The 12,752-nt window shown below is 69.7% G+C and carries 11 protein-coding genes; 7 read left to right on the top strand and 4 right to left on the bottom strand.

Annotated elements, in window-relative coordinates; translation table 11 throughout:
• Positions 1-216 precede the first annotated feature (216 nt).
• Positions 217-975 carry an HU family DNA-binding protein gene (locus tag GIY23_RS17585; protein ID WP_154077668.1) on the top strand — a complete coding sequence of 253 codons (759 nt, stop codon included), beginning with the start codon at positions 217-219 and terminating at the stop codon, positions 973-975.
• Positions 976-1,186: 211 nt separating this feature from the next.
• Here the strand turns inward: GIY23_RS17585 and GIY23_RS17580 are convergent, their stop codons facing one another.
• The 3 genes from GIY23_RS17580 to cofC form a co-directional block, all read right to left on the bottom strand.
• Positions 1,187-2,143, bottom strand: coding sequence for an NUDIX hydrolase (locus tag GIY23_RS17580; protein ID WP_154078939.1), 957 nt, complete (start codon positions 2,141-2,143; stop codon positions 1,187-1,189).
• Between the two features lie 61 nt (positions 2,144-2,204).
• A complete protein-coding gene (locus GIY23_RS17575) occupies positions 2,205-4,460 on the bottom strand; it encodes an RNA degradosome polyphosphate kinase (protein WP_228717360.1) in 2,256 nt (751 codons plus the stop codon).
• Positions 4,461-4,739: 279 nt separating this feature from the next.
• Positions 4,740-5,354: a 2-phospho-L-lactate guanylyltransferase gene (cofC, locus tag GIY23_RS17570; RefSeq protein WP_154077667.1), complete on the bottom strand. Its 615-nt coding sequence runs from the start codon at positions 5,352-5,354 to the stop codon at positions 4,740-4,742.
• A 115-nt stretch (positions 5,355-5,469) separates the two neighbouring features.
• Between cofC and GIY23_RS17565 the strand changes: the two genes are divergently transcribed.
• The 4 genes from GIY23_RS17565 to GIY23_RS17550 all read left to right on the top strand — a co-directional run bounded on the left by GIY23_RS17565 (position 5,470) and on the right by GIY23_RS17550 (position 9,248).
• Entirely contained in the window at positions 5,470-6,252 is a 783-nt protein-coding gene (locus GIY23_RS17565; protein ID WP_154077666.1) for a lysophospholipid acyltransferase family protein, read from the top strand.
• On the top strand, positions 6,245-7,255 hold the full coding sequence (locus GIY23_RS17560) for an NAD(P)H-dependent glycerol-3-phosphate dehydrogenase (protein WP_154077665.1): 1,011 nt from the start codon (positions 6,245-6,247) through the stop codon (positions 7,253-7,255). Before GIY23_RS17565 ends, GIY23_RS17560 begins: the two co-directional genes overlap by 8 nt.
• 154 nt (positions 7,256-7,409) lie before the next feature.
• On the top strand, positions 7,410-8,522 hold the full coding sequence (locus GIY23_RS17555; RefSeq protein ID WP_154077664.1) for a cystathionine gamma-lyase: 1,113 nt from the start codon (positions 7,410-7,412) through the stop codon (positions 8,520-8,522).
• Positions 8,523-8,804: 282 nt separating this feature from the next.
• The gene (locus GIY23_RS17550; RefSeq protein WP_154077663.1) at positions 8,805-9,248 is read left to right on the top strand and encodes a cysteine dioxygenase; all 444 of its coding nucleotides are present in this window, start codon (positions 8,805-8,807) and stop codon (positions 9,246-9,248) included.
• A 186-nt stretch (positions 9,249-9,434) separates the two neighbouring features.
• Here the strand turns inward: GIY23_RS17550 and GIY23_RS17545 are convergent, their stop codons facing one another.
• Positions 9,435-10,118: a pyridoxamine 5'-phosphate oxidase family protein gene (locus GIY23_RS17545; RefSeq protein WP_154077662.1), complete on the bottom strand. Its 684-nt coding sequence runs from the start codon at positions 10,116-10,118 to the stop codon at positions 9,435-9,437.
• A gap of 59 nt (positions 10,119-10,177) precedes the next feature.
• On the opposite strand from GIY23_RS17545, the gene pdxR reads away from it, so the two are divergent.
• Positions 10,178-11,587, top strand: coding sequence for a MocR-like pyridoxine biosynthesis transcription factor PdxR (gene pdxR, locus GIY23_RS17540; RefSeq protein WP_154077661.1), 1,410 nt, complete (start codon positions 10,178-10,180; stop codon positions 11,585-11,587).
• A gap of 42 nt (positions 11,588-11,629) precedes the next feature.
• Positions 11,630-12,724 carry a D-alanine--D-alanine ligase family protein gene (locus tag GIY23_RS17535; protein WP_154077660.1) on the top strand — a complete coding sequence of 365 codons (1,095 nt, stop codon included), beginning with the start codon at positions 11,630-11,632 and terminating at the stop codon, positions 12,722-12,724.
• Positions 12,725-12,752 lie beyond the last annotated feature (28 nt).

Below are 12,752 nucleotides of genomic sequence, written 5' to 3'. Positions count from 1 at the left end.
GATCCAAGGGTTTTTTCCGATCATGTAAGGAAAAAACCTCGTGACTCAGGTCATTCAACAACTGCTTCACCCCCTCCGGAGAGCCCCGAACAGGGCCGAATGTCCCGCGCCGCAACGAAAAAAAAGGTGCGTGGCGAATGGCGTTCGCCTGTTCGGGGCTTTACCGTGGCGTTGAGTCGGCCCAACGGGGCCGTTGTTGTCCTTGGAGGGACTGAAGTGAACAAAGCCCAACTCATCGAGGCCCTCGCGGAACGCCTCGGCGACAAGAAGACCGCGAGCGAAGCGGTGGAAGGCGTGGTGGACCTCATCGTCCGCAATGTCAACAAGGGCGAAAAGGTCAACATCACCGGCTTCGGTGTCTTCGAGAAGCGTGCCCGTGCCGCTCGCACGGCCCGCAACCCCCGTACCGGCGAGTCGGTGAAGGTCAAGAAGACCAACGTTCCCGCATTCCGCCCCGGCACCCAGTTCAAGGAAGTCATCGGCGGTTCCCGCAAGCTGCCGAGGGCCAGCGCTTCCAAGACCGGTGCGCGGACGACCACGACCCGTGCCGCCGCAGGAACTCGCAGCTCGGCGAAGTCGACCGCCAAGCCCGCTTCGACCAAGTCCACGGGCACGCGTTCGACGGCCAAGACCGCTGCGACGAAGACCGCGTCCACCCGCAGCACGGCGAAGACCGGCACGTCGAAGGCGAGCACGGCGAAGACCGGCACCTCGAAGGCGAGCACGGCGAAGGCCAGTACCGCGAAGAGCACGTCCAAGGCGGGCACGAAGTCGGCCGCGCCGAAGGCCAGCACGTCGCGGAGCACGAAGGCCGCGCCGAAGACGACCGCCAAGGCGAGCACGGCCAAGAAGTCGACGAGCACGGCGAAGTCCGGTGGTGCGAAGGCGGCTCCGAAGACCGCCACCAAGTCGACGACCGCGAAGACGACGCGTCCCGCGGCCAAGACCACCACGCGCAAGACCACCAAGAAGTGATCGCTCGCCTCGCACGCGAGTGCACTCGGCCGACCTGACCGGGTGACGACCCGCCCCGCGAGGGCGTCGTCACCCGGTCACGGGTCGCCTCTCAGCGGGCAGCTGGGAACGTCTCGTCTTTACTGCGGTTGGTCACGTGTGAGGCGTGCCTCACTGACACACGTGCCAGTTCCTCAATGTCCTTTCATCCTCGCGGGGAGCCGTCCGGGGGTCAGGGTTCGGGGACGTAGTCTGCCGTTACGAGCCGCAATCCCGGCCCCGTGCCGTTCGTTGCGCTGCCGCCGTGCAGGGTCAGCGTCCACACGCTGCCCTTCTTGCTCGGCACCTCACCCGGATTGTGCCCCTCGGCCAGCAGGAGACTTTCGACGACGTCGGGGATCACCCCGCCCTGGCTGCAGACCACCGAGGTTCCCGGTAGCCGCGCGAGGTCGATGAGCCTGCGGAGTGCCACGGCGGGATCCTCGGCGTACCCCTCTTCCGAGAGCAGTGGCTCGGCCACCACGTCGACGCCCAGGTCGGCCGCGACCGGCGCCACTGTGTCGACACACCGTGTTCGTGGTGCCGAATGCACGCGACGCGGCCCGAACAACGGCAGCATCCGATGCAGCACGTCGCGTTGTGCCCGCCCCGCGTCCGTGAGCGGGCGCAACGTGTCGTCGTCGTGCCAATCGGAGCGTTTCCCCGCTTTCGCATGCCGCACCAGCAGCAGCGTGTGCACGTCGGTGGGCACCGCGGTGAACGCGTCGACAACGGTGCCGTCGTGCGGATAGGTGAGCAGTTCCGGTGCCTGCGCGACCGGAATCCACCGCAGTTCGTCGACCTCGTTCCCGGCGACGAACTCGCCCCCGCACGAGTGTGCGGCGAAATAGTCGACGACTTTCGTGGCGGTGCCCTGTGGCGCCGAGTGCGCTGGAACCGGATACCGTACCTGCCGCAACGTGCGCTGCAGCACGCACTCGAAGCCCGTTTCCTCCCGAACTTCCCGGACGGCAGCCTCGGCGGCGAGCTCGCCCTTGTCGAGCTTGCCCTTCGGCAACGACCAGTCGTCGTAGCGGGGACGGTGCACGACGGCGACCTCGGCGCCGTTCTTGCCGTCGCGCCACAGCACGGCGCCCGCGGCGCGCACGGCAGGCCCGAACTCGTCGTCCGGGGAGCGTCGGCTCGTCAGCGCGGGGCTCGTCTCGTGCGGCTCACCGGGGATCGGCACGTCGACCGTGTCGTCGTTCACGTCAGCTCACCTTCGCGCCGTGCTTGCGCAGCATCTCCACTTGATGGTCGCGGACACTCTCCCCCGACCGCGGCGACGCCTCCCAGTCGCCCTTCGCGTCGAGGACCCAGCACCGGGTCGCCGGGTCCATCGCGGAATCCATCAGTTCGTCGAGCTGTGCGGTCAGTCTCGGGTCCGTGACCCGCACCTGCGTCTCGATGCGTCGGTCGAGGTTGCGGTGCATCATGTCGGCGCTGCCGATCCAGTGCTCGTCGAGACCCGCGAAGTGGAAGACCCGGGAGTGCTCGAGGAACCTTCCGAGGATCGAGCGCACCTCGATGTTCTCGCTGAGCCCCTCGACGCCCGCCTTGAGCGCGCAGATGCCGCGGACGACGATGCTGATCGGTACCCCGCTCATGGAGGCACGGTACAGCGTGTCGATGATCTGCTCGTCCACGAGCGAGTTCACCTTCATCCGCACTCCGGAGGGCTGTCCTTGCCTGGCGAGTGCGGCCTCGGCCTCGATGCGTTCCACGATGCCGTTGCGGATGCCCTGGGGGGACACCAGGATTCGCCGGTAGGTCCCGTGGCGGGCGTATCCGGTGAGGACGTTGAACAGGTCGGTGAGGTCCGCGCCGACCTCGGGTGCGGCGGTGAGCAACCCGAGGTCCTCGTAGGTGCGCGCGGTCTTCGGGTTGTAGTTGCCGGTACCGAGGTGGCAGTAGCGACGGATCGTCGAGCCTTCCTGCCGCACCACGAGCGCCGTCTTGCAGTGCGTCTTCAACCCGACGAGGCCGTACACCACGTGTACTCCGGACTGTTCCAGAGTGCGCGCCCACTGGATGTTCGCCTGCTCGTCGAACCGTGCCTTCAACTCCACCAGCGCCACGACCTGCTTGCCCGCCTCGGCCGCGTCGATGAGCGCGTTGACGATGGGGGAGTCGCCCGAGGTGCGGTAGAGCGTCTGCTTGATGGCGAGCACGTTCGGGTCGGCGGCGGCCTGCTCGATGAACCGCTGCACCGACGTGGAGAACGCGTCGTAGGGATGGTGCAGCAGCACGTCCTCGTCGCGCAGGGTGGCGAAGATGCTCCGGGAGGTCTGGCCCTCCGCGAAAGCCGGGTGCGTTGCGGGCACGACCGGTGCTGACTTGAGGTCCGGCCGTTGCAGCTTCTCGAGTTGGAACAGGCACGACAGGTCGAGCAGGCCGGGCACCTCGACGACGTCGTGCGGGTCGACGTCGAGCTCCCGCAGCAACAGCTCGAGCATCGTCTCGCTCATCGTGTCCGCCACTTCGAGGCGCACCGGCGGGCCGAAGCGCCTGCGGGCGAGTTCCCGCTCCATGGCCTGCAGCAGGTCCTCGTCCCGGTCCTCCTCGACCTCCAGGTCGGCGTTGCGGGTGACGCGGAAGATGTGGTGCTCGCTGACGTGCATCCCGGGGAACAGCCGGTCCAGGTGCGCGGCGATGAGTTCCTCCAGCGGGAGGAACGTCGCCGTCGTGCTCTCCCGGTTCGCCTCGACCCGGATCAGGCGCGGCACGTTGTCCGGGACCTTCACGCGGGCGAAGCGCCGCAACCCCTCGTCCGGGTCGGTGACGGTGACCGCGAGGTTCAGCGACAGCCCGGAGATGTAGGGGAACGGGTGCGCCGGGTCGACCGCGAGTGGTGTGAGCACCGGGAAGATCTGTTCGTCGAAGTAGCCGGCGAGCTGACGCTGGTCGGCCTCGTCGACGTCGTCCCACCGCTGGATGTGGATACCGGCGGCGCGCAACGCGGGCATCAGCTCGTCGACGAAGATCCGGGACTGCTTGTCCGCCAGATCCTGGTTGCGGGCGGCGATGTGGGTGAGCTGTTCGTGCGGGGACAGGCCGTCGGCGCTGCGGACGGACAACCCGGTTTCGTCGCGCCGTTTCAGCCCGGCGACCCGCACCATGTAGAACTCGTCGAGGTTCGAGGCGAAGATGGCCAGGAACTTCGCGCGTTCCAGCAGCGGCTGTGAGTCGTCCTCGGCGACGGCGAGCACGCGAGCGTTGAAGTCCAGCCAGGACAGTTCCCGGTTGAGGTAGCGGTCTTCCGGAAGATCGGTGCTGGCGGCGGCGCGGGTGACCGCCGGTGGGGCAGCGGGCACCCGGGCACCGAGCACGGTGTGCTCCCCCTGCACGGGTAGGTCCGGTTCGCCGGCCGGGGCCGGAGGCTCTGGGTCGTGCTTGCCCTCGGCGGCTGCCCCGCGGCGTTTCGCGGTGCCCGGGTGTCGGTCCTGGCGGTCGTCGGCATTGCTCACACGGTCATTGTCCCGCACTGACACCGAACCGACCGCCCGATGGGGGACCCCACTACGAAGGTCACACCGGTTCGGACGACACGGCCGCTCGGAGCAGTGGTCGCGGATGGAGGGCTGCGGTCAGGCTCACGGCGGCGTCAGGTTTCTGTCACCTACGCAGACCGGCCACAAGCGGGTTCTCACCTCGTGGCCGGCGAGGACAGCGTCGACGTGACGCGGGTACTTACCTGATGTCGACGATCCCGCAGCCGGCCGCCCAACTCCACCCACAACGCCTTCTCAGCCCGCGTACAGGGCGCGGGTGCGGGGACCCAGACCGAGTGCGGCGGCGGCGGCGAGGTCGACTGCCGTGTCGACGTCGCAGCGCAGCGACTCCCAGGGCCCGTCCAGAGGCTTCGCACCGGAATCGAGGTGCGCCCCGGCGGAGCCCGCGCCGAACGCCGGTGTGAGGCGTTCCCCGGGCGCGGCCAGCAGCAACGTCGTGCCTGTGCCGTGCCGGTCGGCGCAGAACGCGCGGTCGTCGCCCGCCCGGCGCAGTGCACCCGCGAGCTCGGACGGGCGCAGAGCGGGCAGGTCGGCCTGCAACGCACCGAGCCGCTCAGCCCTGTCGCGCAAGCCGGTTTCGGCGTCCAGCAGCGCGGCGTTCAGACCCTGACGGGACAACTCGGGCACGACCGGGACACCGTCGGCTTCGAACGCCGCCGCCACCGCCGGGTCCGTCGTCACCACGGCCACGTCGGCGACCCCGTCGGCGGCGCGAGCCGCGGCCACGGTGTCCCGGGCGCACGCGAGCACGAGGTCCGCGTGTGCGCCGCCGCGCAGCGACAACCCTGTCAGCCGGGACTTCGCCAGCGACAGTGGTTTGATCGGCACCAGCAGCTGCACGGCAGTCATCACGTCATCGTGCGCCCACGGGGAGTTTCGCCGCCACGGCGCGTCCACCATGCGGTCGGACCCGGTGAGGTGGCAGCGGGTAGTTTGGCAGCCGCTCGGCACGGAAGGAGTGGACGTGGCGGACCCCCGCAGTCTCAGACGCGCCCGAAGGAAGACCCGAGAGGGAGTCAGCGGCGCCGTCGCCCTGTTCTGGCTCACTCTGGCGAGGATCGTGTTCTACCCGATCACCATGCTGCTCTCGCGGGTCCGGGTGTCCGGTCTGCACCGGATCCCTGCCGAACGCGGCGCGATCCTCGTGCTCAATCACGTGTCCCACCTCGATCCGGTCTACGACGCCGTCACCGTGCATCGTGCGGCACGTCTTCCGCGGTTCCTCGCGAAGAACACGCTGTGGAGCGTGACCGGGCTGTCCAGCGTCCTCGTGGCCATCGAGCAGATCCCGGTCTTCCGCGGCACCGCCGACGCGCAGAAGAGCCTGCAGGAAGCGCACAACGCGCTCGAGGAGGGCAAGGTCATCCTCATCTACCCGGACGGCACGATCACCAAGGACCCGAACGGGTGGCCGATGACGCCGAAGGTCGGTGTCGCCCGTCTCGCGCTCGACCATGACGTGCCGGTGATTCCGGTGGCACGCTGGGGGACCAGGGCGATCTACGATCACTACGCGAAGCGGTTCCGGCCGTTCCCGCGCAAACAGGTGACGTACCGCTTCGGTGAGCCGATCGACATGTCCGCCTACCGCGGCAAGGAGCACGAGCCCAAGGTGCTGCGCGAAGTCGCGGAACTGTCGATGAGCCGGGTCCGGGGCCTGCTCGGGGAGATCCGGGACGAGCAACCGCCCGCCGGGTTCTACTCACCCGCGAAGAAGTCGTACGGAGGCCGGGCACTCGATGAGTGAGTCTCACGGCAAGATCGCGGTTCTCGGTTCCGGCTCGTGGGGCACCACCTTCGCGAAGGTCCTCGCCGACGCGGGAAGCGAGGTCGTGCTGTGGGCGCGCAGGGCCGAGGTCGCCGACGCCGTCAACGATCGGCACTGCAACCCCGACTACCTTCCCGGCATCGACCTGCCTGAGACGTTGCGCGCGACCTCCGACGCCGTCGAGGCGGTGCACGACGCGGATGCTGTCGTGCTGGCGGTACCGAGCCAGACGCTGCGGGAGAACCTCGCGGGCTGGCAGCCACTGCTGCCGCCGGACGCGACGCTCGTCAGCCTCGCCAAGGGTGTCGAACTCAGCACTCTCAAGCGGATGAGCGAGGTCGTCAGCGAGGTCGCCGACGTGCCGATGTCGCAGGTCGCCGTGGTCTCGGGCCCGAACCTCGCCCGCGAGATCGCCGAGGGCCAGCCGACGGCGACGGTCGTCGCCTGCACCGACCACGACCGCGCCGTCGCACTCCAGCAGGCGAGCTCCACCGGCTACTTCCGGCCGTACACCAACACCGACATGATCGGGATCGAGGTGGCCGGGGCGTGCAAGAACGTCATGGCGCTGGCCAGCGGCATGGCCAGCGGACTCGGCTACGGCGACAACACCATGTCCACGCTGATCACTCGTGGGATCGCCGAGACCACGCGGCTCGGCGTCGCGCTCGGTGCCGAGGCGATGACCTTCGCCGGGCTCGCCGGGCTCGGCGACCTGGTCGCCACCTGCACCTCGCCGCTGTCCCGCAACCGCAGCTTCGGCGAACGTCTCGGCCTCGGGGAGTCGCTGGCCGAAGCGCAGGCCGCCACGCACGGGCAGGTCGCCGAAGGAGTGAAGTCCTGCTCGTCGATCCGCGAACTCGCCGCCCGCACGGGTGTCGAGATGCCGATCACCGAGGTCGTGCACCGTGTGTGTCACGACGGACTCGCCCCGGAACCCGCGGCGGCGATGCTTCTCGGGCGCGATCCCAAACCGGAGTGACGCCGGTCAGCGACCACCATCGAAAAAAGGCTGCTCAGAGGCATCTTTTGACTGGGTTGGGTGGTCCCGTACCGCCGCCCCTGCCGCGGCTGGTCACGTGCGACCGTGCCCTACGGGCACAAAAGCCAGTTCCCAAAGGCACTTTCAGTCAGGCATGAAAGGAGTCGGCGTGCAGACACCACGAGGCGACGGAACCCGCTGCGTGCAGGGCGGACACCCCGAGCCGGAGGCCGGCCAGCCGCTGCTGCCCGGACCGGTGTTCGCCGCGCCGTACCACCTCGGCGGCGAAGGCACCGACGTCTACGGTCGCGCGGGCAACCCGACGTGGCGTGCCCTGGAATCGGCGGTCGGCGACCTCGACGGCGGGCACTGCGTGGTGCTGCCGTCCGGGATGGCGGCGATCAGCACGCTCCTGCACACCGTCCTGGCACCCGGCGACACCGTGGTGCTGCCGTCCGACGGCTACTACGCCGTCCGGGAGTTCGTGCACGACGAGCTCGCCGACCTCCGGCTCGACGTGCGGGAGGTCCCGACACCGGGTCCGTGGACGGACGAGACGTTCCGCGACGCACGCCTCGTACTGCTCGAGACACCCTCCAACCCCGGCCTGGACGTGTGCGACATCGCGGCGCTGGCCGAGCGTGCCCACGCGGCAGGGGCGTTGCTCGCCGTCGACAACACCACCGCGACGCCGCTCGGGCAGCGGCCGCTCGAACTCGGGGCGGACGTGGTCGTCGCCAGCGACACCAAGGCCCTGTCCGGCCACAGCGACGTGCTGCTCGGGCACCTGTCGGTGCGTGACTCCGCGCTCGCCGAGCGGCTGGAACGTGCGCGGAAGCTCTCCGGGGCGATCGCCGGGCCGTTCGAGACATGGCTCGCACATCGCAGCCTCGGCACCCTCGACCTTCGATTGCAGCGCCAGGCCGAGAACGCCGCAGCGCTCGCGAAGGCCGTGGCGAAGCGTCCGGGCGTGTCGGAGGTGCGGTGGCCGGGCCTGCCTGCGGACCCGTCGCACGAACTCGCCGCACGCCAGATGCGGCGGTGGCCGGGAGTGTTCCGGTTCGTGTTGCCCGACGCGGCCGCGGTGCAGCGGTTCCTCGAACGCAGCGAACTCCTCGTCGCCGCGACGAGCTTCGGAGGTCTGCACAGCACGGTCGATCGGCGGGCACAGTGGGGCGACGCGGTGCCTGCCGGGTTCGTGCGCTTCTCCGCCGGGTGTGAGGACACCGCGGACCTCGTCGAGGACGTGCTGCAGGCGCTCGGCTGAGTGGGCGCGCGGGTGGGTCTGGGTGGGCGGTTCGGTGGCGGAACCTCAGCTCCGCTGAGTACCGCCCGGTGGTGTGAGATCGAGCGCGTCCGGCGGTGGTCGCCTTGACCGGCACCAGCGGTGGCTGGTCTAGTTCTCGGCGTGACGACGCGCAGCACGGCCGTACGGCGGGGTCCCATCGACCTCCGCCGCGTTGCCAGCGCGCTGTGTCCCCTTCGGTGATCTGACCCGTCGACGCGGGCTCGCCGCCCGCATTTCCGGCTCGTTTCCGAAGGATTCCCCGTGTTCGCAGTTCCACCCAACACGGTCGCGCACGCGGCCGACACGTCCCTCGCCCACCCGGCGCGCATCGCGAAGCAGTTCGCCGAGCAGCGCGACACCTGGGCGCACCTGCTTCGCTACGACCCGGACGAGCGCTGGATGACGCTGATCGAGCGCACCGCCTCGCACGAGGTGTGGCTGATGAGCTGGTTGCCCGGCCAGCACACCACGCTGCACGACCACGGCGGCGCGACCGGGGCGTTCACCGTGGTCACCGGGCGACTGTCCGAGCGTGTCGTGGTCACCGGCGGGCGCTCGGTCGAGGCGCTGCACACCGTCTCACCGGGCCAGTCCCGCGTGTTCGGCCCGCACTACGTGCACCAGGTGCGCAACGAGGGCGAGGACCCGGCGGTCAGCCTCCACGTCTACCGCCCCTCCCGAGTCCCCATGCGCACCCACGGCTAACCCGAGGCGAACGGCACTTTCGCCCCACGAGACGAGGCGAAAGTGCCGTTCGCCCACTTTGGGCTGCCCGTGAGGCGAACGGCACGTTCGACCCACGAGACGGGGCGAAAGTGCCGTTCGCCCCATCGATCCACTGAGGCGAAAGTGCCGTTCGCCTCACCACACGAGGCGAAAGTGCCGTTCGCCTCAGGGGTGGGCCTTCGCGCGGGTGGTGACGTGGTGAGGAACGGGGATGTCCGAGCGGAGATCGGGGGTCGTCACCGGGGCGCCCCAAGTGCGGTGCGACGGCAGGACGCCGGCCCAGGCGACGTCCGCCTCGATGTCGTCCTCGTCGTCGCCGGGAGCACCGGCGCGCGACTTCACCGAAGCTTCGTCGAGCGGGAGCGCCACGACCGACGTTTTCGCGAGTTCCTTGCGGTTCGGCCGCCGCGCGTAGTCCCAGGATCCGGGGGACAGGTGTTCGGTCAGCGCCCGCAACGCCGCCCACCGCTCCTCGGCGGTGTCGACGAGCCGGGGTCGTCCGTAGGTCACGGCGCAGCGGTAGTTCATCGAGTGGTGCATCGTCGCCCGCCCGTACACGATGCCGTCGACTTCGGTCACGGTCACGCACACCTCCTGGTCGACGACGGCCTCCCGCAGACTCCGCGCCCCGGTCGAGCCGTGCAGGTACAGCGTCTCGCCGCAGCGGGCGAAAGCCGTCGGCAGCACCCGAGGCACGCCGTCGATCTGAACGCCCAGGTGACAGATGAGCGCGTCGTCGAGCAGGGCGTGCAGCTCGGACCGGTCCGCGCGGGCACGCTTCGCGCCGCGCCGGATGGTGGTGCGTTCGGTGGCGGACAGGTGTGGGACAGAAGTGTCAGGGTGGGTCACGGCCCCACCCTGACCCGCGAAGTGGCATTATCGAAGGGCCAATCAGGGAGATTTCCGAGATGCCACATGCCGTGCCCGCCGCGAGCTCGTCGCTGCTCGAACTCGCCATCGAACTGGACCGGGAGTCGGCCACGCCCCTTGCCGTCCAACTCGCCGATGCGCTCCGCACCGCCGCGACGGATGGGCAGGTACGCGGTGGCGACCGGCTGCCGTCGACGCGGGCCCTGGCACGGCACCTCGGGGTCAGCCGCACCGTCACGGCCGCCGCCTACGAGCAGTTGCACGCCGAAGGCTGGATCGTCGGTCACCGCGGCTCCGGCACGTACGTGACGACCACGCCCCCGGGCGCCGCAGGCGCCGGGCGCGGCCCGACCGTGCGCGCAACCGCAGCGGACGCCGGCGCCGTGGACCTTACCCCGGGTTCACCCTGGGTCGGCGGGCTGGACAAGGCAGCGTGGCGGCGAGGTTGGCGTGCGTGCGCCGACGCCCCGCCGCTGCCGAAACCGGTGCGGGCCGGCCTGCCCGAATACCGGGAGGCCGTCGTCGAGCATCTCCTGCGGCATCGCGGACTCGTCGTCGACGAGCCGCGCGGCGACGCCGTTCTCGTCACGGGCGGAACCAGCGCCGCCGTCACCGAACTCGCGGTCGCGGTGTTCGGCCGGAACTGCACGATCGCCGTGGAGGACCCCGGGTACCAGCGAGCCGTGAACGCGCTCCGCGCGCTCGGTGTCTCCGTCGTGCCGGTTCCCGTGGATCACGGCGGAATCGTGGTGGAGGCGATCCCCAGCGGGGTCTCGGCCGTGTACTGCTCGCCCGCACACCAGTACCCGATCGGTGGTCGACTGCCCGCCGACCGCCGGATCGCGCTCGTCGAACGGGCACGCGCCCACGGCTGGTTGATCATCGAGGACGACTACGACGGCGAACTCCGCTACGACGTGGCACCCCTGCCGGTGCTGGTGTCGATGGCGCCCGACGTGGTGGTGCACCTGGGCACCACCAGCAAGATCCTCACCCCGACGCTCGGCGTCGGTTGGATGCTCGCCCCGCCCGAGGTCGGTGCCGCCGTCCTCGAACATCGTGAGGTCACGGCGATCGGGCCGGCCGCAGCCGGACAGCGGTTCGTCGCGGAGTTCGCGAGGAACGGCGACCTCGGGCGGCACCTGCGGCGGCTGCGCCGGGAACTCTCGCAACGTCGGGCGATGCTCGTCGACACGCTCGCCGAGCACGACGTCGCGGTGTTCGGCGACCAGGCAGGCGCGCACGTCGTGCTCGGCCTGCCGGACGTCGCCACCGAACGGCGCATGATCGCCGACGCTCGTCAGCGCGGGGTGGTGTTGGACGGGTTGGAGCGTCATCACCAGGACGAGCCGGTGTGGTGCGGGGTCGCTCTCGGCTACGCGGCCTGCTCCCGGGAGGAACTGCGCCGCGCTCTCGAGCTGGTGCCCGCGCTGTATCGCGAGGGCTGACGGCGTCGGCGGTCACTGTGACTGCCGGGTATCGTCCCGCGCATGACACAGCGCAAGACCCGGGTCGCGGTCGTCTTCGGCGGCCGCAGCCCCGAACACGGTATTTCGTGCGTTTCCGCCGGGAACATCCTGTCGAATCTGGACACCGAGCGGTTCGACATCGTCCCGGTGGGGATCACCCCGGAAGGGGCCTGGGTCCTGGGGCCGGACAACGCGCAGCGGGAGTTGGAGATCCACGACCGTGCCGTTCCCGAAGTCACCTCCGGCCATGCGCTGGCGTTGCCCGGTGACCCCACGCGCAACGACCTCGTGTTCGTCGATCAAGCGCGAGGCGGCGAGATCCTCTCCGGGGTCGACGTCGTCTTCCCGGCGCTGCACGGCGCCTACGGCGAGGACGGCACCATTCAAGGACTGCTCGAGATGGCCGACGTGCCCTACGTCGGTGCGGGCGTGCTCTCCAGCGCGGTCGCGATGGACAAGGAGTTCACCAAGAAGCTGCTGCAGGCCGAGGGACTCGATGTCGGTTCCTACGAGATCCTGCGTCGCGAGCAGGAGACACTGACCGCCGAGCAGCTCGACCGCCTGGGCCTGCCGCTGTTCGTCAAACCGACCCGCGCCGGATCGTCGGTCGGGGTCACGAAGGTCACCGGCCTCGCCGATCTCGACGCCGCGATCGCCGAGGCGCGCCGCACCGACCCGAAGGTGATCATCGAGTCCGGGGTGACCGGCCGCGAGATCGAGTGCGGTGTGCTGGAGTTCCCGGACGGCCGCGTCGAGGCGTCGCTGCCCGCCGAGCTTCGTGTGACGACCGCTTCCGGGTGGTACGACTTCGATTCGAAGTACCTCGACGACACCACCGAGATCGACATTCCGGCCAAGCTGGACGACGAGACCATCGCGACGGTCCGCGCCGCGGCGGTGCGGACGTTCCGCGCGCTGGACTGCCAGGGCCTGGCGCGGGTGGACTTCTTCGTCAGCACCGACGGCGCGGTGATCGTCAACGAGGCGAACACGATGCCCGGCTTCACCACGACGTCGATGTATCCGCAGATGTGGGCGCACACCGGCATCGACTACTCGACACTGTTGAGCACCCTCGTCGACACCGCCCTCGCCCGCGGCACCGGCCTCCGCTGAGCCCGGGGGTGGCAAATTCGCGCGAATT

This window comes from Allosaccharopolyspora coralli, from assembly GCF_009664835.1.
Lineage (GTDB): Bacteria > Actinomycetota > Actinomycetes > Mycobacteriales > Pseudonocardiaceae > Allosaccharopolyspora > Allosaccharopolyspora coralli.
Note: the sequence above shows the minus strand (reverse complement) of the source record. Positions and strands in the feature narration are given on the sequence as shown.

Excerpts from the sequence above, each read along its gene's own strand:
- cofC (WP_154077667.1), bottom strand. The coding sequence starts at position 5,354 with ATGACTGCCGTGCAGCTGCTGGTGCCGATCAAACCACTGTCGCTGGCG.
- GIY23_RS17560 (WP_154077665.1), top strand. The coding sequence starts at position 6,245 with ATGAGTGAGTCTCACGGCAAGATCGCGGTTCTCGGTTCCGGCTCGTGG.
- GIY23_RS17555 (WP_154077664.1), top strand. The coding sequence starts at position 7,410 with ATGAAAGGAGTCGGCGTGCAGACACCACGAGGCGACGGAACCCGCTGC.
- GIY23_RS17535 (WP_154077660.1), top strand. The coding sequence starts at position 11,630 with ATGACACAGCGCAAGACCCGGGTCGCGGTCGTCTTCGGCGGCCGCAGC.
- pdxR (WP_154077661.1), top strand. The coding sequence starts at position 10,178 with ATGCCACATGCCGTGCCCGCCGCGAGCTCGTCGCTGCTCGAACTCGCC.